The following is a 20,451-nucleotide window of genomic DNA, read 5'->3' on the forward strand; positions in this document are numbered from 1 at the left end:
ACTCAGTCAGGAGGAGGAATCAGCCAGTGAATCGTGGACGCCCGTAGGCATCTGGAGAACATCGAGGCTCGCTCGCCGGGCCATTACAGAGGGCCGGTGGCCGAACGCCGTGCTACACGATCCGGGAGGCTGTACATCTCCACCCTGCACGTATCCCTGAAAATTCGGGTGCTGCCGCGCGCTGAATCCGCAACGGGTTGCATTTTTCGCCAGCTTCGATTCAGAAGCTGACGCCATTCATGTCCAAGGCAGGTATTTCCGAAGCATTCGCCGGGTGTGACGCGGAAGCGACGGTGGCGGGGCAGAGGTCCAGCGAAAAGAAGCGGGAAAGCAGGTGAAACACCGCGCTTGTCGTTTTTTTTCGGTCTTCTCTACTCGGCGCTGGTGGCGATTCCAGGCATTTCGGTAAACTGGCGAAAACCCCGTAGGACGGCCTCGCGTCCTCGAGAATTGCGATGGTCAGGGCCCGGCGTAGAGCCAGGTGCCGCTGGCCTGCCGCTTTTGGCGGCGTTCGCGACTATAGCAGTAATGATTAAGTGCTTCAATTCCATAAAAAATTGTTATGATCGAGCAATGACGACCAATACCCCTCCGACTTCCGGCGTTCAGCTGATCGAAGTCGCGCCGGAGCTTGCCGGCCAACGTATCGACAATTTCCTTATCACGGCCCTCAAGGGCGTGCCCAAGACCCTGGTCTACCGCATCCTGCGCAAGGGTGAGGTGCGGGTCAACAAGGGGCGAGTCAAGCCTGAGTACAAGATCCAGGCCGGCGACATCGTGCGGGTACCGCCCGTCCGACTGCCTGAGCGCGACGAGCCGGTACCGGTCGCCCAGGCGCTGTTGCAGCGCCTGGAGGCAGCGATTGTCTATGAAGACAAGGCGCTGATCGTGCTCAACAAGCCAGCCGGTATCGCCGTGCATGGCGGCAGCGGCCTGAGCTTTGGGGTGATCGAGGCGCTGCGTCAGCTGCGCCCGGATGCCAAGGAGCTGGAGCTGGTTCACCGCCTGGATCGCGACACTTCCGGCCTGTTGATGATCGCCAAGAAACGTAGCATGTTGCGCCACCTGCATGCCGCCCTGCGCGGTGATGGTGTCGACAAGCGTTACATGGCGCTGGTGCGCGGTCACTGGCCGACCTCGAAGAAGCAGGTCAATGCGCCGCTGCAAAAGAGCAACCTGCGCTCGGGCGAGCGCATGGTCGAAATCAATGACGAAGGCAAGGACGCGCTGACCCTGTTCCGCGTGCTGCGCCGCTTTGGTGAGTTCGCCACCATGGTCGAGGCGCGGCCGATTACCGGCCGTACGCACCAGATCCGCGTACACACCCTGCATGCCGGGCACATGATCGCCGGCGACAGCAAGTACGGTGACGAGGACTTCACTCGCGAGATCCGTGAGCTGGGGGGCAAGCGCCTGTTCCTGCATGCCTATGCCCTGACCGTGCCGCTGCCCGATGGCGGCGAGCTGAAGATCGAGGCGCCGGTCGATGAGATGTGGGCCAAGACCGTGGAGCGCTTGAGTGCGAGCTGATTGTCGATGAGTAAACGCTACGAGCTGTTGATCTTCGATTGGGATGGCACGTTGGCCGACTCGATCGGGCGGATTGTCCTGGCCATGAACCTGGCGGCCGAGCGTGCAGGCGAGGCGCCAAGCGCCGAAGATGCGGTAAAGGGCATCATTGGCCTGGCGTTGAGCGAGGCGATCTCGGTGCTCTATCCCCATCTTCAGCCGGTCCAGGTCGAGGTGTTCCGTCAGCACTACGCTGACGTCTACATGGCGCTCGATCAGCAGCCTTCGCCGCTGTTCGAAGGCGTGCTGGAGTCGCTGGATGCCTTTCGTGCCGAGGGCTATCGTCTGGCGGTGGCAACCGGCAAGGCGCGTCGCGGCCTGGATCGGGTGCTCAAGGCCAATGGCTGGGAGCAATTTTTCGACATCACCCGGGCGGCCGACGAAACCCGTGGCAAGCCTCATCCGCTGATGCTTGAAGAAATTCTCGCGCATTGCCAGGTCGAACCTGGGCAGGCGCTGATGGTCGGAGATTCGGCGTTCGATCTGCAGATGGCCAGCAATGCCGGGATGCATTCGGTGGCGGTGGGCTACGGCGCGATGTCGCTGCAGGCGCTGGCTGAATTCGGTCCGCAGGTCTGTATTGATCATTTTTCCCAGTTGCGCCAGTGGTTGAGCGGTTCGGCGCAACTTCAATTCCAAGGTAGGTGAGCATGGCTGACGAGTGGAAAGCGCCCAAGACCGAGGTGGTCGAGGACGAAGATCGCAAGAGCTGGAAGCTGCTGGAAAAGACCCTGCTGGCCGGTGTGCAAGAGCAGCGCCGAGCGCGGCGGTGGGGCATCTTCTTCAAGCTGCTGACGTTCCTCTATCTGTTCGGCATCCTGTTCCTGTTCTCGCCGCTGATGAGCATGGATAGCACTGCCTCGCGCAGCGACAGCCATACGGCGTTGGTCGAAGTGCGTGGCATCATTGCTGACCAGGAGGCCGCCAGCGCCGACAATATCGTCAAGAGCCTGCGTGAGGCGTTCAAGGACGCCAAGACCAAGGCCGTGGTGATGCGCATCAACAGCCCGGGCGGCAGCCCGGTGCAGTCCGGTTATGTGTATGACGAGATCCGTCGCCTGCGTGCCGAGTACCCGCAGATCAAGTTGTATGCGGTGATCGCCGATCTGGGGGCTTCGGGTGCGTATTACATCGCCAGTGCGGCGGACGAGATCTACGCCGACAAGGCGAGCCTGGTCGGTTCGATCGGCGTGACCGCAGCGGGCTATGGCTTTGTCGGCACTATGGACAAGCTCGGGGTGGAGCGTCGTACCTACACCGCCGGTGAGCACAAGGCGTTTCTTGATCCGTTCTCGCCAGCCAAGCCTGAAGAGACCGAGTTCTGGCAAGGTGTGCTCAACACGACCCATCAGCAGTTCATTGCCATGGTCAAGCAGGGTCGCGGCGAGCGCCTGAAGGACAAAGAGCATCCAGAGCTGTTCAGCGGCCTGATCTGGTCGGGTGAGCAGGCCAAGGCGCTTGGGTTGGTGGATGGTCTGGGTAGTGCCAGCTATGTGGCACGGGATATTGTCGGTGAGAAGAACCTGGTCGATTTCACTGTCCAGGAATCGCCGTTCGATCGTTTCTCCAAGCGCATTGGCGCCAGCGTGGCTGAGCATTTGGCCATGTGGATGGGGTTCCAGGGGCCGACCCTGCGTTAAGGTTGAACGAGTCTGGGGGCAAAGCGCCCCCAAAATTCTCAAGGAATCTGCACGCCCTCCTTAAGCAGCATATCCACCAGCCGAATCAGTGGCAGCCCGATCAGGCTGGTCGCATCGCAGCCATGGGTGCTCTGAAACAGGCTCACGCCCAACCCTTCCGCTTTAAAGCTGCCAGCACAGTCAAACGGCTGCTCGGTCCTCAGGTAGCGCTCAACGCGCCCCCGGTCCAGTTCACGCATCGCAACGGTAAATGGCACGCAGTCGACCTGGCACTGGCCTGTCTGGCTGTTGTATAGCGCCAGGCCGGTGAGGAAGGTAACGTGCTGTCCGCTCGCCGCAAGCAGCTGCTCGCACGCCCGATCGAAGGTATGCGGCTTGCCAAGGATCTGTTCGCCCAGCACGGCAACCTGGTCAGAGCCAATGATCAGATGATCAGGGTGGCTGTGCGCGAGTGCCTCGGCTTTCTGTTGGGCCAGGCGTCGAACCAGTTCGACAGCCGGCTCGTCATCCAGGCGCTGCTCGTCTATATCGGGGCTTGCCCAGGTAAAGGGCAGGCGCAGGCGCTCGAGCAGTTCGCGCCGGTAAGGGGAGCTGGAAGCCAGTAACAGGGGAAGCATGGTAGACTCCTGGGCAGATCATCCGATTCTAACATGTCAGATGCCGCCGAATTTCCTTTGACAGGGGCGGGGGGCATCCCTAGAATGCTGCGCCTATGTTGAATGACCCGATTCCACCTCACGTTGACCCGCGCAAATTAGCCGATCGTGGCGTAACCCTCCAAGGTTCGCTGCAACTCGCTGATTTGGAAAGACTCTGCGACCCGCTTTCCGACAATGTCGGTACGGTGCAGGCGAAGTTCGATTTTGAACGAGACGAACAGAACGCTGTGGTTATCCACAGTGAGCTCGACGTCGAAGTCAAAATGGTTTGCCAGCGTTGTCTTGAGCTGGTCACCCTGCCGATTCACAGCGAGTGTTCCTACGCTGTGGTGAAGGAGGGTGCGAATACCCAGTCGTTGCCGAAAGGCTATGACGTGCTGGAACTGGGCGAAGATCCTTTGGATCTGCAGGCGCTGATCGAGGAAGAGCTTTTGCTCGCCTTGCCCATCGTGCCTGCTCATCATCCGGAAGAATGCCAGCAGCCGGCGGGCGCAGACGAGCCCGAATCGAGCAAGGACGAGGTAACGCGGTCCAACCCGTTCAGTGTCTTGGCGCAGTTAAAGCGTGACCCAAACGTTTAGGAGTTAATCAATTATGGCTGTTCAGCAGAACAAAAAATCCCGCTCTGCCCGTGACATGCGCCGTTCGCACGACGCCTTGTCGGAAAACGCGCTGTCGGTAGAGAAAAGCACCGGTGAAGTACACCTGCGCCACCACGTATCGCCAGAAGGCGTATACCGTGGTCGCAAAGTGATCGACAAGGGCGCTGACGAGTAAATCTTGTCCGCTCAGATCATCGCGATCGACGCAATGGGCGGGGACTTCGGTCCCCGCAGCATTGTCCAGGCAAGTATCGCTTGCCTCTCGGCTACTCCCTCGCTACACCTGACCCTCGTCGGTCAACCCTCCCTTCTTGAAGATCTTGTCAGTGGCCTCTCGGCTGCGGATCGCGCGCGCCTGCAAATCGTGGCCGCCAGCGAAGTGGTGGGCATGGACGAGCGGCCTTCTCAGGCATTGCGCGGTAAGCCTGACTCGTCGATGCGCGTCGCCCTCGAATTAGTGCGTGATGGCAAGGCGCAGGCCTGCGTGAGTGCCGGCAATACCGGTGCGCTGATGGCCTTGTCGCGTTTCGTGCTCAAGACCCTGCCGGGTATCGACCGGCCGGCGATGGTGGCGGCGATTCCGACCCAGTCAGGCTTCTGCCAGTTGCTCGACCTGGGCGCTAATGTCGATTGCAGCGCCGAGAACCTCTTCCAGTTCGCGGTGATGGGCTCGGTCGCGGCCCAGGCGCTGGGCATTCATCGCCCGCGCGTGGCGTTGCTCAATATTGGCACCGAAGACATCAAGGGCAACCAGCAGGTCAAGCTGGCTGCCACGCTGTTGCAGAATGCCCGCGGCCTTAACTACATAGGTTTCGTCGAAGGTGACGGCCTGTACCGGGGTGAGGCTGACGTGGTGGTGTGCGACGGTTTTGTCGGCAATATTCTGCTCAAGTCCAGCGAAGGCCTGGCGACCATGATCAGTGCGCGCATCGAGGCGCTGTTCAAGGGTGGCGTGTTCGCCCGAGCTGTCGGCGCCATGGCCTTGCCGCTGCTCAAGCGTCTGCAGGCCGATTTGGCTCCAGCGCGGCACAATGGCGCGAGCTTTCTCGGCTTGCAGGGTATCGTCATCAAAAGCCATGGCTCGGCGGGCGTCGAGGGCTTGCAGAGCGCAATCCAGCGCGCGCTGATCGAGATCCAGGAAAACCTGCCGCAGCGCTTGCATGGTCGCCTGGAGGACTTGCTGCCTTAGGCATAATCGCCATGAAGTGGTTAAATGTGACCGCTTGGTTTTCGTTTTCATCCAAGTTTTCAGATTGCGCGTCCAGCCTTAGGCTCGGCGCACCCTATCCGACGACAAGATCATAAGGGCTTGTTCAATGTCTGCATCCCTCGCATTCGTCTTTCCCGGCCAAGGTTCCCAGTCGCTGGGCATGCTTGCTGAACTCGGCGCCGAAAAGCCGGTGATCATCGAGACCTTCAAGGAGGCCTCCGAGGCTCTGGGTTACGACCTGTGGAAGCTGGTTCAGGAAGGCCCGGAAGAACAACTCAATCAAACCGACAAGACCCAGCCGGCGATCCTCACCGCGTCCATCGCCTTGTGGCGCTTGTGGCTGGAAGAGGGCGGCGCACAACCTGCCTTCGTCGCAGGTCACAGCCTGGGCGAGTACAGCGCGCTGGTCGCCGCTGGCAGCCTGTCGCTGAAAGACGCCGTTCGCCTGGTCGAGCGTCGCGGTCAGTTGATGCAGGAAGCCGTGCCGTCCGGTCACGGTGCCATGGCCGCGATCCTTGGCCTGGACGATGCCGTGGTAGTCGAGATCTGCGCCAAGGCGGCTGAAGATGAAGTGGTCAGCGCGGTGAACTTCAACTCGCCGGGCCAGGTTGTGATTGCCGGCAACAAGGCTGCGGTCGATCGTGCCATGGAGCTGTGCAAAGAGGCCGGTGCCAAGCGCGCCCTGCCACTGGCGGTCAGCGTACCGTCGCACTGTGCCCTGATGAAGCCGGCCGCCGAGCGTTTCGCCGAGCACGTCAACGCCATCGACTGGAAAGCCCCGCAGATCCCGGTAGTACAGAACGTTACCGCTGGCATCGCCGCTGATCTCGATGCGCTCAAGCGCGACCTGCTCGAGCAGCTGTACAAGCCAGTGCGCTGGGTCGAGTGTGTGCAGACCCTGGCTGCCAACGGCGCGGTCAACCTGGTCGAGTGCGGCCCGGGCAAGGTCCTGGCTGGCCTGAACAAGCGTTGCGCTGACGGCGTGACCACCTACAACCTCAATACCCCTGACGCCGTCGCCGCCACCCGTGCGGCGCTGGCCTGAATTTGGAGAAGCTTGCATGAGCCTGCAAGGTAAAGTTGCACTGGTCACCGGCGCGAGCCGAGGCATCGGCCAGGCTATCGCCCTCGAACTGGGCCGCCAGGGCGCGACCGTGATCGGTACCGCGACCTCGGCCTCGGGCGCAGAGCGCATCGCCGCCACCCTCAAGGAGCACGGCATCACCGGTACCGGCATGGAGCTGAACGTGACCAGCGAAGAGTCGGTCACCGCCGTTCTTGCGGCCATTCAGGAGCAGTTCGGCGCTACCGCGATCCTGGTCAACAACGCCGGCATCACCCGCGACAACCTGATGCTGCGGATGAAAGACGACGAGTGGTTCGACGTGGTCGACACCAACCTCAACAGCTTGTACCGCTTGTCCAAGGGCGTGCTGCGTGGCATGACCAAGGCGCGCTGGGGTCGTATCATCAGCATCGGTTCGGTTGTGGGTGCCATGGGCAACGTCGGTCAGGTAAACTACGCCGCCGCCAAGGCAGGCCTGGAAGGCTTCAGCCGCGCCCTGGCGCGTGAAGTGGGTTCGCGCAATATCACCGTCAACTCGGTCACTCCTGGCTTCATCGATACCGACATGACCCGTGAATTGCCCGAAGCGCAGCGTGAAGCGCTGCAAACCCAGATTCCGCTGGGCCGCCTGGGTCAGGCTGATGAAATCGCCAAAGTGGTGGCCTTCCTGGCATCCGACGGCGCAGCCTACGTCACTGGCGCTACCGTGCCGGTGAACGGCGGGATGTACATGTAACACCGCAACTCAATGTGACGGATTGGTTCAAAAAAGAGTCATACTCCGAGCCTAAAATCCGTTATAAAGCTGCAACCAGATTCCGGACAGAGGGTTGGGTGACTATTCAATGGGGTATGGCAGGGCGCGTTCCGCTTGAAAAGCAAACGTCTTGCTATAAACTTGGTCACCGGCCAGCTGCCTGACATATGTCCATTAGGAGTGAAAACTAGGTATGAGCACCATCGAAGAACGCGTCAAGAAAATCGTCGCCGAGCAACTGGGCGTCAAGGAAGAGGAAGTGACCAACGAGAAGTCCTTCGTCGATGACCTGGGTGCCGATTCGCTTGACACCGTTGAGCTGGTGATGGCTCTGGAAGAGGAATTCGAGACCGAAATCCCTGACGAAGAAGCCGAGAAGATCACTACCGTTCAAGCTGCCATCGACTACGTCAACAGCCACAAGGCCTAAGACGTTTGTAGTCGACGCTTCTTGTCGGGAAAAACCGCACTGCCTTTGCTGGCGTGCGGTTTTTTCTTTGCGAGAACCGTGAATCAAGAGTTTGTTGCCATTGCATTCCGAGTCCTGGATGCAATGGCAAGAGACTCTGTTATTAGAAAATGAGGAGAGTACTGTGTCGCGTAGACGCGTCGTGGTCACCGGTATGGGTATGCTGTCGCCACTGGGTACCGATGTACCGAGCACCTGGCAGGGCATTCTGGCTGGCCGCAGTGGCATCGGTCCGATCGAACACACGGACCTGACCGCTTACTCAACCCGTTTTGGCGGCTCGGTCAAGGGCTTCGAAGTCGAGCAGTACCTGTCGGCCAAGGAAGCACGCAAGCTTGACCTGTTCATTCAGTACGGCTTGGCAGCGGGCTTTCAGGCAGTGCGCAACGCCGGGCTGGACATCACCGATGCCAACCGCGAGCGCATTGGCGTGGCCATGGGCTCGGGCATTGGCGGTCTGACCAATATCGAAGAAACCAGCCGGACCCTGCACGAGCAGGGCCCGCGGCGCATTTCGCCGTTCTTCGTGCCAGGTTCGATCATCAATATGATTTCCGGCTTCCTGTCGATCCATCTGGGTCTGCAAGGGCTGAACTACGCCATTGCCACGGCTTGTACCACCGGCACCCATTGCATCGGCATGGCCGCGCGCAACATTGCCTACGGCGAAGCTGACGTGATGATCGCCGGCGGTGCCGAGATGGCCGCGTGTGGCCTGGGCATGGGTGGCTTTGGCGCCTCGCGTGCGCTGTCGACGCGCAATGACGAGCCGACCCGGGCCAGCCGTCCGTGGGACAAGGGTCGGGATGGCTTCGTACTCTCCGACGGTGCCGGTGCGCTGGTGCTCGAAGAGCTCGAGCACGCCAAGGCGCGTGGTGCGACCATTTATGCCGAGCTGGTTGGTTTCGGCATGAGCGGTGACGCCTACCACATGACCTCGCCACCTGATTCGGGTGAAGGCGCTGCCCGCTGCATGGCCAACGCCTTGCGCGATGCCGGCATCCAGCCTGAGCAGGTCAGCTACATCAACGCCCACGGCACCTCGACCCCTGCCGGCGACATCGCTGAAGTGGCCGCGATCAAGCGCGTATTCGGCGAGCACGCCTACAAGCTGGCAGTCAGCTCGACCAAGTCGATGACCGGCCACTTGCTCGGTGCGGCGGGTGCGGTGGAGGCGATCTTCAGCGTCCTGGCGATCAACAGCCAGATGGCGCCGCCGACCATCAACCTGGATGAGCCGGACGAAGGTTGCGACCTGGACTTCGTGCCGCATCAAGCTCGCAGCATGCCGATCGATGTGGTGCTGTCCAACTCGTTCGGCTTTGGTGGAACCAACGGTTCGCTGGTATTCCGCCGGTTCGCCGACTGATGCACAGCTGGATCGACGGTCAGCCTGCGACTGCGGTGAATCTGCACAATCGTGGACTGGCCTACGGCGATGGTCTGTTCGAGACCATTGCCGTGCACTCCGGTAGGCCGAGCTTGCTGGAGCTGCATCTCGAACGCCTGGCGTTGGGTTGCCAGCGCCTGGCGATCGAAGCCGATTTCCCCCTGATTCGCGATGAACTGACGCGTTACGCCAGCCAGCTTGGCGATGGCGTGGCCAAGCTTATCCTCACCCGCGGCGACGGCCTGCGCGGCTATGGGCCTGCTGCCGGATCACCGGCGCGACGCATTGTGCAAGGCAGCCCGCTGCCAGCTTATCCCGCCGCCAATGCCGAGCGAGGCGTGCGCCTGTTCGCCTGTCAGACGCGTCTGGCGGAACAACCGCTGTTGGCCGGGCTCAAACATCTCAATCGCCTTGAGCAGGTGCTGGCCCGTGCCGAATGGCAGGACGCCGAGCATGCCGAAGGGCTGATGCGTGATACCCAAGGGCGGCTGATCGAAGGCGTCTACAGCAATCTGTTTCTGGTTCGCGATGGCGTCTTGCTGACTGCCGACCTGAGTCGTTGCGGCGTGGCTGGAGTGATGCGCGCAGCGTTGCTGCAGCAGGCGTCAGTGCTGGGTATCCCGTTTGAGGTGCGAGACCTTGAGCTGGCGGACCTGGAGCAGGCCGACGAAGTCTTCGTTTGCAACAGCGTGTATGGAATTTGGCCCGTGCGTGAGTGCCCTGCACACACGCTCGACTGGCCGCCGGGGCCGCTCACCCGTAAACTGCAGGCCGTTGCCCGTACGCTACTGGATACCTGATTCGTGAGACGCAAATTCCTGCTGCTGCTGGAAATGGGCCTTATCCTTGCCGGCCTGGCATTGGGCTGGTCGGCCTGGAAGGTCCATTCGGTCCTGGAGCAGCCGCTGCACGTTGAGCAAGAACGCATGCTCGACGTACCCAACGGCACCACGCCCAACCGTATGTTCTATCGCATGCAAAGCGAAGGGCTGCTGGACGACGCGGTCTGGCTGCGCCTGTATTGGCGCTTCAATATGGCCGGCACGCCGCTGCATACCGGTGAATACCGCCTGACCCCAGGCATGACCGTGGAACAGCTGTTCGACGCTTGGCGTCGGGGTGATGTGGTGCAGTACAATCTGACCCTGGTCGAGGGCTGGACCTTCCGCCAGGTCCGCGCCGCCGTGGCCAAGCACGAAAAGATCAAGCACACCCTCGAAGGGTTGTCCGACGCTGAGGTGATGGACAAGCTTGGCCATACCGGCGTGTTCCCCGAGGGGCGCTTCTTCCCTGACACCTATCGCTTCGTGCGCGGCATGAGCGATGTCGAATTGCTCCAGCAGGCCTACATGCGCCTGGAAGAGGTGCTGGCCAAAGAGTGGGCTGAGCGGGTCAGCGACCTACCGTACCGCGACCCTTACCAGGCGCTGATCATGGCCTCGCTGGTGGAAAAGGAAACCGGCATACCGCAGGAACGTGGGCAGATCGCCGGGGTATTCGTGCGCCGTCTGCGCCTGGGCATGATGCTGCAGACCGATCCGACGGTGATCTACGGCATGGGTGAGCGTTACAACGGCAGGATTACCCGTGCCGACCTGCGTGAGCCGACGCCCTACAACACCTACACCATCAGCGGCCTGCCGCCGACGCCGATCGCCATGGTCGGGCGTGAGGCGATCCATGCCGCGTTGAATCCGTCCAATGGCACCAGCCTGTACTTCGTCGCCCGTGGCGACGGCAGCCATGTGTTCTCCGACGACCTCGACGATCACAACACCGCAGTGCGCGAGTACCAACTCAAGCGCCGCGCCGACTACCGCTCCAGCCCCGCGCCACAGGCCCAGCCAGGGGTAGAAGGGGGCGTAGCGCCAAGCCAGGCGCCTGCTGAGAACGGTGAAGCGCCGGCCGACGCCAACCAAGCGCCAGGCGATAACCCGGCGCCCGAGGCCGACGCCCCTGCTACCGACCCTGTGCCAGCCGATGCGCCGGTACCTGACGAACAACATTAAGGACTGCCCGTGAGCGGCTTGTTTATTACCCTGGAAGGCCCCGAAGGCGCGGGCAAGAGCACCAACCGCGAATACCTGGCGCAGCGTCTGCGCGAGCAGGGGCTGGACGTGGTGCTGACCCGTGAGCCTGGTGGTACGCCCGTGGCCGAGCAGATCCGCGAGCTACTGCTGGCGCCCAGTGACGAGTGCATGGCGGCTGATACTGAGCTGCTGCTGATGTTCGCTGCCCGTGCCCAGCACCTGGCCCAGGTGATCCGGCCGGCCCTGGCGCGCGGCGCGGTGGTGTTGTGCGATCGCTTCACCGATGCCACCTACGCCTACCAAGGCGGTGGGCGTGGCCTGCCGGTGGAGCGCATCGCCATTCTGGAAAACTTCGTTCAGGGCGAGCTACGTCCGGACCTGACCCTGGTCTTCGATCTGCCGATTGAGGTCGGCTTGGCACGGGCTGCTGCGCGCGGTCGCCTGGACCGCTTCGAGCAAGAGGGCCAAGCGTTCTTCGAAGCGGTGCGTCAGGCCTATCTTGAGCGCGCCAAAGGTGAGCCACAGCGTTACAGCATTGTCGATGCTGGCCAGTCCCTGGACGCTGTGCAGCGGGCCATCGACGGTTTGCTGCCGGGCATCCTGGAGCGTTGCCGTGGCTGAGGCCTACCCCTGGCAGCAGTCGATCTGGCAGCAGTTGGCCGGTCGTAGCCAGCACGCCCATGCCTATCTGCTGCATGGGCCGCAAGGTATTGGCAAACGCGCCCTGGCCGAGCGGCTGATGGCGCGTTTGCTGTGCCAGCAACCGCAGGGGCTTGATGCCTGTGGCCAGTGCAAGTCGTGCCTACTGCTCAAGGCCGGTAGCCACCCGGACAACTTCATCCTCGAGCCGGAAGAGGCCGATAAGCCGATCAAGGTTGATCAGGTCCGTGAGTTGGTGGCGTTCGTCGTGCAAACGGCGCAGTTGGGCGGGCGCAAGGTGATCTTGATCGAGCCGGTGGAGGCGATGAATATCAACGCCTCCAACGCTTTGCTGAAAAGCCTGGAAGAGCCCTCTGGCGATACCGTGTTGCTGCTGGTCAGCCACCAACCCAGTCGCTTGTTGCCAACCATCAAGAGCCGCTGCCAGCAGGTCACCTGCCCGCAACCAAGCCTGGCCCAGAGCCAGGCCTGGCTGGCCAGCGCTTTGCCCGACAGTGACGAGACCGAGCGCGAAGAGCTGCTGACCCTGGCGGCCGGTTCACCGCTGATGGCGGTCAGCCTACAAGCGCAGGGTGTACGCGATCAGCGTGCACTGGTCACTGATGGGGTAAAGAAGCTGCTCAAGCAGCAACAGTCCCCCAGCCAGCTGGCCGAGGCGTGGAACACCGTGCCGCTGCTGCAACTGTTCGACTGGTTCTTCGATTGGTCGCAGTTGATCCTGCGTTATCAATTGACCCAGGACGAGGAGGGGTTAGGCTTGGCTGATATGCGCAAGGTGGTGCAGTACCTGGCGCAGAAGAGCCGGCAGGGCAAGGTCCTGGAGGTCCAGGCGTGGATCCTTGAACAGCGCCAGAAGGTGCTGGGCAAGGCCAACCTCAATCGTGTGCTGTTGCTGGAAGCCTTGCTGGCCCATTGGGTCCAATTGCCCGGCGCCCGGTAATTTTTCTTAGATTTCTTTTTGTGTGTCGTGCTCCCATGCTCGTAGATTCCCATTGCCACCTCGACCGTCTTGACCTCAGCGCCCATCAGGGCTCGCTCGATGCCGCCCTGCAAGCTGCCCGTGAGCGCGGCGTGGGCCACTTTCTGTGCATTGGTGTCAGCGCTGATAACGCTGGGGCAGTGAAGGCGCTCAGTGAGCAATATGCCGACGTCGATTGTTCGGTGGGAATCCATCCGCTCGATCTGGCGCCGGGCGAGACGCCTGCGCTTGACTGGTTGCTCAAGGAGCTGGCGCACCCGCACGTAGTGGCGATCGGCGAAACTGGCCTGGATTATCACTACGAGCCTGAGGCCGCTGAGTTGCAGCAGGCGTCTTTCCGCCTGCACCTGGAAGCGTCGCGCCAGACCGGCAAGCCGGTGATCGTCCACACCCGCGCGGCACGGGCTGACACCTTGGCATTGCTGCGCGAGGTCAATCTGCCGCAAGCCGGCGTGCTGCACTGCTTCACCGAAGACTGGGAGATGGCCAAGGCCGCGTTGGACCTGGGTTACTACATCTCGTTGTCCGGCATCGTCACCTTCCGCAATGCCGATGCCCTGCGTGAGGTGGCTCGCCAGGTGCCGGCTGATCGTCTGCTGGTGGAAACCGATTCGCCCTATCTGGCGCCGATTCCCCACCGCGGCAAGCCGAATCTGCCGCAGTACGTGCGTGAAGTGGCTGAGTACATCGCCTCGCTGCGCGGTGTCAGCTATGAGCAGTTGGCTGAGCAGACCACGGGCAACTTCAAGCGGTTGTTCCCGTTAGCCCGGGTTGCGTGATTCCTGCAGCCGTTATCGCGGGTCGAACGGTTATCGCTAACCCTGTAGGAGCGGGCTTGCCCGCGATGAGGCCAGACCAAACACTTCACAGCAGCACCTGCCCATCCTCCCTTTAAACAGCCCAAAAAAAACCCGGGTTCTGGGGGGGGAATCCGGGTTAAGACCATTAGGAGTAAAACAAAGGTACGCGGTCCCTGAGCACCTTTATCGGCGCGCCACTTGGGGGGATGCGCCGCGCCAACACTTCAAGTATTGGTCAGGTTTGGCGCAGTGCCAGCGACAGCTGGTCGTTTTTTAAACAGATTTGGAATACGTGCGGGATCCATAGCGCATTCAGTGCATGGCAATTCGCCGAATATGTCGAAGTGTTTCGTCGATGATCCACTCTGAGGTGTAGAAGTGCGGTGATAAGCGCACACCGCCGCCGCGTTTTGCACAGATCACGCGTTGCTCGCTCATCTGCTGGAAAACCCAGCCACTGTCATGCCCGTCAATAGCGAACGTCACGATGCCGCCCCGGCGTTCTGGCTCACGCGGGCTAAGCAACATTACCCCTGGGATAGCCGAAAGCCCCTCGAGCAATTGCTCGACGCGCCGCTGTAGCTGCTGTGCAACGCTGTCCATGCCCACTTCCTCAAGCAGCGACAGGCTAGCGTCCAGCGCACAGGCACCGAGCATGTTCGGGCTGCCGCACTCGAACCGACGTGCGCTGCGGGCAATTTGCCAGTGTTCACGCTCGAAATCGCCTAGATGTTCCAGCATGTGCCAGCCATAGGCGTGCAGCTTGAGGCGTGGTCGCAGCGCCGCGCGGCAGTAGAACACCCCGAGCCCCTCAGGCCCGAGCATCCATTTATGGCCATCAGCCATGGCAAAGTCGCATTGATAATGCTGTACATCGAAGGGCAGGGCGCCGATCTGCTGGATGGCATCGACGCAGAACAGCACGCCACGTAGCTGGCAAGCCTGGCCCAGGCGGGCCAAGTCCAGGCGCAAGCCGCTGGCGAACTGTACCGCGCTGACCGCCAGCAGGCGGGTGTGCTCAGTGCAAGCGGCCAGCAGCGCCGTTTCTGGCTCGTCGCCAGCGAGGCTTACCTGAATCACCTGCACGCCCTGATCGGCCAGGGCTTGCCAGACGATTCGGTTGGAAGGGAACTCTTCGTCGCTGATCACCACCTGATCGCCCACCTGCCAGTCGAGGCCGAATGCCACCAGCGAGAGCGCCTCGGAAGTATTCTTCACCAGCGCGATATCGCCTGAGCTTGGGGCATTGATCATCCGCGCCAGGCGCTGGCGCAAGCGCCGCTCGGTAGCCAGCCACTGCGGGTACTCGCTGGCCCCTAGGCAAACGTTGTCGCGGGCGAAGCGCGCCACCGCATCGGCACTGCGTCTAGGCCACGGCGCCACGGCAGCATGGTTCAGATAGCACAGGCCCGGGGCCTGCTCGAACTCATCGTGAAACATAGACATGGTTGGATGATCCGTGCAATTTCCTGCAAGTTAGGCATAATAATCGGCTTCGATTGTCAACCAGTCCTTCCTATGCAGAAAGAACCTCGTAAGGTCCGTGAGTTTCGCCGCCGCGAACAAGAGATCCTCGATACCGCCCTCAGGCTGTTCCTCGAACAGGGTGAAGACAGCGTCACCGTCGAGATGATCGCCGACGCCGTGGGTATCGGCAAAGGCACGATCTACAAGCACTTCAAATCCAAGGCAGAGATCTACCTGCGCCTGATGCTCGATTACGAGCGCGATTTGAACGGCTTGTTGCATTCGGCCGATGTCGACCGCGACAAAGAGGCCCTGTCGCGTGCCTATTTCGAGTTTCGCATGCGTGATCCGCAGCGCTACCGTTTGTTCGACCGTCTGGAAGAAAAGGTGGTCAAGGGCAACCAGGTGCCGGAAATGGTCGAGGAGTTGCACCGCATCCGCGCGTCCAACTTCGACCGCCTGACCCAGCTGATCAAGGGCCGCATCAGCGAAGGCAAGCTTGAAGACGTACCGCCGTACTTCCATTACTGCGCCGCCTGGGCCTTGGTCCACGGCGCCGTGGCGCTGTATCACTCGCCGTTCTGGAGCAATGTCCTGGAAGATCAGGAAGGCTTCTTCCAGTTCCTGATGGACATCGGTGTGCGGATGGGCAACAAGCGTAAGCGCGACCCAGAACCGGCCAGCTGAAGGCCTTTGCCGGCATCCGTCCGGCGCGCTCCGATAGGGAGGCTTGCAAAAACCTGATTTATGAGTCAGGTTTTGCACGCCCCATTCTTCCATGTCGGAGTCATCCATGATCGTCGATCGTCAAGGCAGGCGCTTTCGCAACCTGCGGGTCAGTCTTACGGCTGCCTGCAATTACGCCTGTACCTATTGTGTGCCCGACGGCAAGCGCCTGGTGGCGGCGCAGGATGAACTTAGCGGCCAAGCACTGGCCCGCGGCGTGGCCTATCTGGTGGAGGCGGCAGGCATCGAGCGGCTGCGCATCACCGGCGGTGAGCCGCTGATCAGCCCCAGGCTGGACGCCTTCCTGGATTCACTGGCCGGGCTGGGCCTGCAGGATGTCTCGCTGACCACCAATGGTCAGCTGCTTACGCGCAAGTTGCCGCTGCTGCGCGCGGCGGGTATCCGCCGCTTGAACGTCTCCCTCGACACCTTGGATGCTGGCGCTTTCCGCCAGATTGCCCGTGGTGGTGATCTGGCCAGTGTTCTCGATGGCATGGCCCAGGCGCGTGCGGCGGGCATGAGCATCAAGGTCAACATGGTGCCCATGCGCGGGCAGAACCTGGATCAGGTGCTGCCGTTGCTCGAATACTGCCTGGCTCAGGGTTACGAGCTGCGTTTCATCGAGCTGATGCGCATGGGGCACCTGGCGCGTGACGGCAATGCCTTCTTGCAGCAATTTGTCAGTCTGGAGCAGCTGCTGGCGCTGATTGGCCAGGCGTATGACTACCAGCAGGCCAGTGCCGCCCTGGATGCCACTGCCTTGCGCTACCAGATCCCGGGCAGGGGCCATTTTGGAGTGATCGCCAACGAGAGCGTGCCGTTCTGCCGTACCTGCTCGCGCCTGCGCTTGTCCTCCACTGGCTGGCTGCATGGCTGTCTGTCCTCGGGCAATCGTCATTTCATCGGCGATCTGCTCGACAAGCCGCGCCATCAAGCGCTGCCGGCGCTGCAGCGCTTGCTGGTCAAGGCCCTGGCAGACAAGCAGGACATGGCGTTTTCCGGGGGTGTGACGGTGATGAAGGTGATCGGCGGCTGACTCTGGCGCAAAAGCTGCATCTGGCGGCTATTCGCCGGTTTTTCGTCACCGGTTTCTGGAGGAAAGATGCGTAGCCTGGTCTTGCTGCTGGCGCTGATGGCGTTGGGCGGCTGCATGAATGTCAGCGATATGGGCGAGGGTGTCCGTTATCACATGAGCGATGCGGGGTTGCTCGACCACAGTGATACCCAGCGTAACCTGTCGATTCGTTTGCAGCCCGACTCATTCATCTTCATTGGCCAGGGCGCATTCGTGCCACCCGGCAAGGGCCCAGTGCCAGGGCAGAATGTGGTGGCCGAAGAGGCCTTCAAGAGCTTCGTCGAATACTTCCCGCTGGTGCGTCGCGCCCAAGGCCCACTTGGCTTGGAAGAGGCGATTGCCGAGGCGCGCTCGGTGGGCGCGCACTATGTGTTGTACACCCGCTTCGCTCGCACCGATGACCGCATCGGCAATGGCGATCAATGGTATGACGAGCAGGCAGTGGATCGCCTTGGTTGGGATACCGGCGTGGTCCAGCTGATGTTGATCGAGACCAGCACTCGCTATCTGGTCGACACTGCCCGCATCAAGAGCCGTGGCGGTTTGTTGACGTTCCACGACAACGCCCCGCAGGATTTGCTCGCTGCCCCCATGCGCGAGTACGCTCGTAGCCTGTTAGGCATGAGCCGCTGATAGGAGAGGGTGATGACCGATTCCGCCAAGGCCAATGATCTGCTGGCGCAGATCCCCAAGGCGAAAGGGCCGGCGCCGGTGCATCTGTGGAATCCGGATTTCTGCGGCGACATCGACATGCGCATCGTCCGTGATGGCACCTGGTACTACCAAGGCACGCCGATCGGCCGCAAACCCATGGTGCGCCTGTTCTCCACCATCATTCGCCGCGATGGCGACGCTTACTTCCTGGTAACTCCAGTGGAGAAAGTGGGCATCCAGGTGGATGACGTGCCGTTCGTTGCGGTGACGCTGGAGGTGCTGGGCAGTGGCGAGCAGCAGGTCCTGCGCTTTACCAGCAATGTCGACGACCAGGCCGAGGCGGGTGTCGATCATCCGCTGCGGGTGCAGGTCGATCCTGCGACCCAGGAGCCATCGCCCTACATTCTCATGCGCACCAACCTCGAAGCGCTGATTCACCGCAATGTGTTCTATCAGTTGGTGGAGCTGGCGGTGCCGCGTGGAATCGATGGCCAAGAGTGGCTTGGGGTATGGAGCCACGGCCAGTTTTACCCGATTGGGCGTGTTGACTGATATCGAACTGTTTCACTGGCGGCCTCCCGTTTTTTCTCTGAATTGGCCATTTGTCGCTGCACTCCCTGGGCATAACCTGCAGGCAGTTGCCCACTCAGGAGATGCCCCGATGAAACCCGCGCACCCGTCGCTCGCCTTGCTCATGGCTATAGGCCTGGTTACCTCGCAACCTGCCGCCTGGGCTCATGGCGAGCGCCATGACCAGGTCAAGGTCCTGCAAGAACAACTGCCGACAAACGCCCCTGGTAAGAAAGCGGTGATGCTTACCGTCAGCTACGCCCCAGGCGAGGCCTCGCCTGCGCACCAGCATCCGGGCGCAGTCATGGCCTACGTGTTGGAGGGCGCGGTGGTGTCCAAGCTGAACGATGAGCAGGAAAAAACCTACAAGGCGGGGCAATACTGGTACGAAGCGCCAGGGACCGTGCACAGCGTTTCGCGCAATGCCAGTGCGAGCCAGCCGGCCAAGCTGCTGGTGTGGAGCCTGGTCGATCAAGGCAAGCCCGTCACCGAGCCGCTGAAGTAATCCAAGCTCGCGACAGAAATGAAAAAACCTCCAGTGCTTGCGCATCTGGAGGTTTTCAATATTTGGCTCCGCGACCTGGACTCGAACCAGGGACCCAATGATTAACAGTCATTTGCTCTACCGACTGAGCTATCGCGGAATCTGCGGCTATCTTACTGATTGAAAAGGGGAAGTCAAGCCTGATCCCCCTTAACAATCAAGCAGTTACAGCACTTCTACGATGGCCTTGGTGACCACGTGGATATTGCTTTGGTTCAGCGCTGCCACACAGATGCGGCCGGTATCCAAAGCATAGATGCCGAACTGATCCTTCAGGCGCGCTACCTGCTCGGCGGTCAGGCCCGAGTAGGAGAACATGCCGCGCTGGCGACCGACGAAGCTGAAGTCGGTTTTCGCGCCGTACTGGCTCAGCAACTCGACCATCTGCTTGCGCATGCCGTGGATGCGCTCGCGCATTTCGCCCAGCTCCGCTTCCCACATCTGACGCAGCTCAGGGCTGTTCAGCACGGTGGCAACGATGGTTGCGCCGTGGGTTGGCGGGTTGGAGTAGGTGGTGCGAATCACCCGCTTGACCTGCGACAGCACGCGGCTGCTTTCGTCTTTCGACGCGGTGACGATCGACAGCGCACCGACGCGCTCGCCATACAGCGAGAACGACTTGGAGAACGAGCTGGAAACGAAGAAGTCCAGGCCGGATTCGGCGAACAGGCGCACGGCGAAGGCGTCTTCGGCGATGCCGTCACCAAAGCCCTGGTAGGCCATGTCGAGGAATGGCACGTGACCTTTGGCCTTGACCACTTCCAGGACGTTTTTCCAGTCGTCCAGGCTCAGGTCGACGCCGGTCGGGTTATGGCAGCACGCGTGCAGGACGATGATCGAGCCCGCTGGCAGGTTGTTCAGGTCTTCGAGCATGCCGGAACGGTTGACGTCGTGGCTTGGCGCATCGTAGTAGCGGTAGTTCTGCACTGGGAAGCCAGCGGTCTCGAACAGCGCGCGATGGTTCTCCCAGCTTGGATCGCTGATGGCGACGACGGCGTTGGGTGACAGGCGCTTGAGGAAGTCGGCGCCAATCTTCAGAGCACCGGTACCGCCTACTGCCTGCACGGTCACTACACGGCCTGCGGCCAGCAGCGGCGACTCGGCGCCGAATAGCAGTTTCTGCACGGCCTGGTCGTAGGTGGCGATACCGTCGATCGGCAAGTAGCCGCGCGAGGCATGCTGGGCGGCACGCTGGGTTTCGGCTTCGATTACCGCGCGCAGCAGCGGGATACGGCCTTCCTCATTGCTGTAAACGCCCACACCCAGGTTGACCTTGTCGGTACGTGGGTCGGTGTTGAAAGCTTCGTTGAGGCCCAGGATAGGGTCGCGGGGTGCCAGCTCGACAGCGGAAAACAGGCTCATTGTTACCTTGGCTCTGAATGGAGTGTGATAGGACGCGCACGCTCCAGCCGAATGCACTGAAGCGGTGCACAAACGGGGAGTCAGTATAGTGATACCCATCGGTCACTGCGACAGTCTGGCGCAGCTTTTCCGGCGTTTTTGCCGAATTTTTTTCAACCATTGGTCGAATTGCCAGGTCCACTGACACATACACTCACTCAGCTAACCTGAAAGCGATCCTGA

23 protein-coding genes and 1 tRNA gene are annotated in these 20,451 nt (G+C 61.3%); 20 read left to right on the top strand and 4 right to left on the bottom strand.

Annotated elements, in window-relative coordinates; translation table 11 throughout:
• Window positions 1-573 precede the first annotated feature (573 nt).
• From rluC to sppA, 3 genes are read left to right on the top strand one after another with little or no spacing between them, the layout of a single operon-like run.
• Window positions 574-1,530, top strand: coding sequence for a 23S rRNA pseudouridine(955/2504/2580) synthase RluC (rluC, locus tag ACF8K2_RS14490; RefSeq protein ID WP_186556922.1), 957 nt, complete (start codon window positions 574-576; stop codon window positions 1,528-1,530).
• 6 nt (window positions 1,531-1,536) lie between these two features.
• Window positions 1,537-2,217 (top strand): HAD family hydrolase, encoded by a 681-nt coding sequence (locus ACF8K2_RS14495; RefSeq protein WP_392465479.1) that lies wholly within the window; start codon window positions 1,537-1,539, stop codon window positions 2,215-2,217.
• Window positions 2,218-2,219: 2 nt separating this feature from the next.
• Window positions 2,220-3,209 (top strand): signal peptide peptidase SppA, encoded by a 990-nt coding sequence (sppA, locus tag ACF8K2_RS14500; protein WP_264236949.1) that lies wholly within the window; start codon window positions 2,220-2,222, stop codon window positions 3,207-3,209.
• A gap of 38 nt (window positions 3,210-3,247) precedes the next feature.
• On the opposite strand, the gene ACF8K2_RS14505 is transcribed toward sppA, so the two are convergent.
• On the bottom strand, window positions 3,248-3,826 hold the full coding sequence (locus ACF8K2_RS14505) for a Maf family protein (RefSeq protein ID WP_392465482.1): 579 nt from the start codon (window positions 3,824-3,826) through the stop codon (window positions 3,248-3,250).
• Window positions 3,827-3,921: 95 nt separating this feature from the next.
• On the opposite strand from ACF8K2_RS14505, the gene ACF8K2_RS14510 reads away from it, so the two are divergent.
• From ACF8K2_RS14510 to ACF8K2_RS14565, 12 genes are all read left to right on the top strand, one after another.
• Window positions 3,922-4,449 (top strand): YceD family protein, encoded by a 528-nt coding sequence (locus ACF8K2_RS14510; RefSeq protein ID WP_186556915.1) that lies wholly within the window; start codon window positions 3,922-3,924, stop codon window positions 4,447-4,449.
• Window positions 4,450-4,462: 13 nt separating this feature from the next.
• Entirely contained in the window at window positions 4,463-4,645 is a 183-nt protein-coding gene (gene rpmF / locus ACF8K2_RS14515; protein ID WP_008096416.1) for a 50S ribosomal protein L32, read from the top strand.
• 3 nt (window positions 4,646-4,648) lie between these two features.
• Window positions 4,649-5,659, top strand: a complete 1,011-nt coding sequence (gene plsX, locus ACF8K2_RS14520) for a phosphate acyltransferase PlsX (protein ID WP_186556913.1) — start codon at window positions 4,649-4,651, stop codon at window positions 5,657-5,659.
• A 127-nt stretch (window positions 5,660-5,786) separates the two neighbouring features.
• Window positions 5,787-6,725, top strand: coding sequence for an ACP S-malonyltransferase (gene fabD, locus ACF8K2_RS14525; protein WP_392465491.1), 939 nt, complete (start codon window positions 5,787-5,789; stop codon window positions 6,723-6,725).
• Between the two features lie 16 nt (window positions 6,726-6,741).
• The gene (gene fabG / locus ACF8K2_RS14530; RefSeq protein WP_186556909.1) at window positions 6,742-7,482 is read left to right on the top strand and encodes a 3-oxoacyl-ACP reductase FabG; all 741 of its coding nucleotides are present in this window, start codon (window positions 6,742-6,744) and stop codon (window positions 7,480-7,482) included.
• Between the two features lie 214 nt (window positions 7,483-7,696).
• Window positions 7,697-7,933 carry an acyl carrier protein gene (gene acpP / locus ACF8K2_RS14535; protein WP_008096410.1) on the top strand — a complete coding sequence of 79 codons (237 nt, stop codon included), beginning with the start codon at window positions 7,697-7,699 and terminating at the stop codon, window positions 7,931-7,933.
• Window positions 7,934-8,096: 163 nt separating this feature from the next.
• Window positions 8,097-9,341 (top strand): beta-ketoacyl-ACP synthase II, encoded by a 1,245-nt coding sequence (gene fabF / locus ACF8K2_RS14540; RefSeq protein WP_392465495.1) that lies wholly within the window; start codon window positions 8,097-8,099, stop codon window positions 9,339-9,341.
• On the top strand, window positions 9,341-10,162 hold the full coding sequence (pabC, locus tag ACF8K2_RS14545) for an aminodeoxychorismate lyase (RefSeq protein ID WP_392465498.1): 822 nt from the start codon (window positions 9,341-9,343) through the stop codon (window positions 10,160-10,162). Before fabF ends, pabC begins: the two co-directional genes overlap by 1 nt.
• Before the next feature lie 3 nt (window positions 10,163-10,165).
• On the top strand, window positions 10,166-11,371 hold the full coding sequence (gene mltG / locus ACF8K2_RS14550; RefSeq protein ID WP_186556904.1) for an endolytic transglycosylase MltG: 1,206 nt from the start codon (window positions 10,166-10,168) through the stop codon (window positions 11,369-11,371).
• A gap of 9 nt (window positions 11,372-11,380) precedes the next feature.
• Window positions 11,381-12,013, top strand: a complete 633-nt coding sequence (gene tmk, locus ACF8K2_RS14555) for a dTMP kinase (protein WP_368972583.1) — start codon at window positions 11,381-11,383, stop codon at window positions 12,011-12,013.
• A complete protein-coding gene (locus ACF8K2_RS14560) occupies window positions 12,006-12,992 on the top strand; it encodes a DNA polymerase III subunit delta' (RefSeq protein ID WP_392465504.1) in 987 nt (328 codons plus the stop codon). The genes tmk and ACF8K2_RS14560 overlap by 8 nt, the downstream gene beginning before the upstream one ends.
• A 35-nt stretch (window positions 12,993-13,027) precedes the next feature.
• Window positions 13,028-13,810: a TatD family hydrolase gene (locus tag ACF8K2_RS14565; protein ID WP_186556869.1), complete on the top strand. Its 783-nt coding sequence runs from the start codon at window positions 13,028-13,030 to the stop codon at window positions 13,808-13,810.
• Between the two features lie 333 nt (window positions 13,811-14,143).
• On the opposite strand, the gene ACF8K2_RS14570 is transcribed toward ACF8K2_RS14565, so the two are convergent.
• Window positions 14,144-15,277 (bottom strand): aminotransferase class V-fold PLP-dependent enzyme, encoded by a 1,134-nt coding sequence (locus ACF8K2_RS14570; RefSeq protein WP_312152484.1) that lies wholly within the window; start codon window positions 15,275-15,277, stop codon window positions 14,144-14,146.
• 72 nt (window positions 15,278-15,349) lie between these two features.
• On the opposite strand from ACF8K2_RS14570, the gene ACF8K2_RS14575 reads away from it, so the two are divergent.
• From ACF8K2_RS14575 to ACF8K2_RS14595, 5 genes are all read left to right on the top strand, one after another.
• Window positions 15,350-15,985 carry a TetR/AcrR family transcriptional regulator gene (locus tag ACF8K2_RS14575; protein WP_186556865.1) on the top strand — a complete coding sequence of 212 codons (636 nt, stop codon included), beginning with the start codon at window positions 15,350-15,352 and terminating at the stop codon, window positions 15,983-15,985.
• Window positions 15,986-16,091: 106 nt separating this feature from the next.
• On the top strand, window positions 16,092-17,060 hold the full coding sequence (locus ACF8K2_RS14580; protein ID WP_392465507.1) for a GTP 3',8-cyclase MoaA: 969 nt from the start codon (window positions 16,092-16,094) through the stop codon (window positions 17,058-17,060).
• Window positions 17,061-17,126: 66 nt separating this feature from the next.
• Window positions 17,127-17,732, top strand: a complete 606-nt coding sequence (locus ACF8K2_RS14585) for a DUF4823 domain-containing protein (RefSeq protein WP_186556859.1) — start codon at window positions 17,127-17,129, stop codon at window positions 17,730-17,732.
• A gap of 12 nt (window positions 17,733-17,744) precedes the next feature.
• Window positions 17,745-18,305, top strand: a complete 561-nt coding sequence (locus ACF8K2_RS14590; protein ID WP_392465511.1) for a DUF1285 domain-containing protein — start codon at window positions 17,745-17,747, stop codon at window positions 18,303-18,305.
• Window positions 18,306-18,414: 109 nt separating this feature from the next.
• Complete coding sequence (locus ACF8K2_RS14595) at window positions 18,415-18,828, top strand: cupin domain-containing protein (RefSeq protein ID WP_392465514.1); 414 nt, start codon at window positions 18,415-18,417, stop codon at window positions 18,826-18,828.
• Between the two features lie 63 nt (window positions 18,829-18,891).
• Here the strand turns inward: ACF8K2_RS14595 and ACF8K2_RS14600 are convergent.
• Window positions 18,892-18,967 (bottom strand) — tRNA-Asn (locus tag ACF8K2_RS14600).
• A 65-nt stretch (window positions 18,968-19,032) separates the two neighbouring features.
• Complete coding sequence (locus tag ACF8K2_RS14605) at window positions 19,033-20,229, bottom strand: amino acid aminotransferase (protein WP_392465517.1); 1,197 nt, start codon at window positions 20,227-20,229, stop codon at window positions 19,033-19,035.
• Between the last annotated feature and the right edge of the window lie 222 nt (window positions 20,230-20,451).

Origin of the sequence: Pseudomonas sp. xss_2 (assembly GCF_043104195.1) — a bacterium.
Classification (GTDB): domain Bacteria; phylum Pseudomonadota; class Gammaproteobacteria; order Pseudomonadales; family Pseudomonadaceae; genus Aquipseudomonas; species Aquipseudomonas urmiensis.

What these genes read in the sequence shown, in the direction of transcription:
- ACF8K2_RS14565 (WP_186556869.1), top strand. Translation starts at nt 13,028, where the DNA reads ATGCTCGTAGATTCCCATTGCCACCTCGACCGTCTTGACCTCAGCGCC.
- ACF8K2_RS14575 (WP_186556865.1), top strand. Translation starts at nt 15,350, where the DNA reads ATGCAGAAAGAACCTCGTAAGGTCCGTGAGTTTCGCCGCCGCGAACAA.
- ACF8K2_RS14510 (WP_186556915.1), top strand. Translation starts at nt 3,922, where the DNA reads ATGTTGAATGACCCGATTCCACCTCACGTTGACCCGCGCAAATTAGCC.
- ACF8K2_RS14595 (WP_392465514.1), top strand. Translation starts at nt 18,415, where the DNA reads ATGAAACCCGCGCACCCGTCGCTCGCCTTGCTCATGGCTATAGGCCTG.
- ACF8K2_RS14570 (WP_312152484.1), bottom strand. Translation starts at nt 15,277, where the DNA reads ATGTCTATGTTTCACGATGAGTTCGAGCAGGCCCCGGGCCTGTGCTAT.
- ACF8K2_RS14580 (WP_392465507.1), top strand. Translation starts at nt 16,092, where the DNA reads ATGATCGTCGATCGTCAAGGCAGGCGCTTTCGCAACCTGCGGGTCAGT.
- ACF8K2_RS14505 (WP_392465482.1), bottom strand. Translation starts at nt 3,826, where the DNA reads ATGCTTCCCCTGTTACTGGCTTCCAGCTCCCCTTACCGGCGCGAACTG.
- ACF8K2_RS14585 (WP_186556859.1), top strand. Translation starts at nt 17,127, where the DNA reads ATGCGTAGCCTGGTCTTGCTGCTGGCGCTGATGGCGTTGGGCGGCTGC.
- ACF8K2_RS14495 (WP_392465479.1), top strand. Translation starts at nt 1,537, where the DNA reads ATGAGTAAACGCTACGAGCTGTTGATCTTCGATTGGGATGGCACGTTG.
- ACF8K2_RS14605 (WP_392465517.1), bottom strand. Translation starts at nt 20,229, where the DNA reads ATGAGCCTGTTTTCCGCTGTCGAGCTGGCACCCCGCGACCCTATCCTG.
- rluC (WP_186556922.1), top strand. Translation starts at nt 574, where the DNA reads ATGACGACCAATACCCCTCCGACTTCCGGCGTTCAGCTGATCGAAGTC.
- acpP (WP_008096410.1), top strand. Translation starts at nt 7,697, where the DNA reads ATGAGCACCATCGAAGAACGCGTCAAGAAAATCGTCGCCGAGCAACTG.
- sppA (WP_264236949.1), top strand. Translation starts at nt 2,220, where the DNA reads ATGGCTGACGAGTGGAAAGCGCCCAAGACCGAGGTGGTCGAGGACGAA.
- fabD (WP_392465491.1), top strand. Translation starts at nt 5,787, where the DNA reads ATGTCTGCATCCCTCGCATTCGTCTTTCCCGGCCAAGGTTCCCAGTCG.
- rpmF (WP_008096416.1), top strand. Translation starts at nt 4,463, where the DNA reads ATGGCTGTTCAGCAGAACAAAAAATCCCGCTCTGCCCGTGACATGCGC.
- pabC (WP_392465498.1), top strand. Translation starts at nt 9,341, where the DNA reads ATGCACAGCTGGATCGACGGTCAGCCTGCGACTGCGGTGAATCTGCAC.
- ACF8K2_RS14590 (WP_392465511.1), top strand. Translation starts at nt 17,745, where the DNA reads ATGACCGATTCCGCCAAGGCCAATGATCTGCTGGCGCAGATCCCCAAG.
- fabG (WP_186556909.1), top strand. Translation starts at nt 6,742, where the DNA reads ATGAGCCTGCAAGGTAAAGTTGCACTGGTCACCGGCGCGAGCCGAGGC.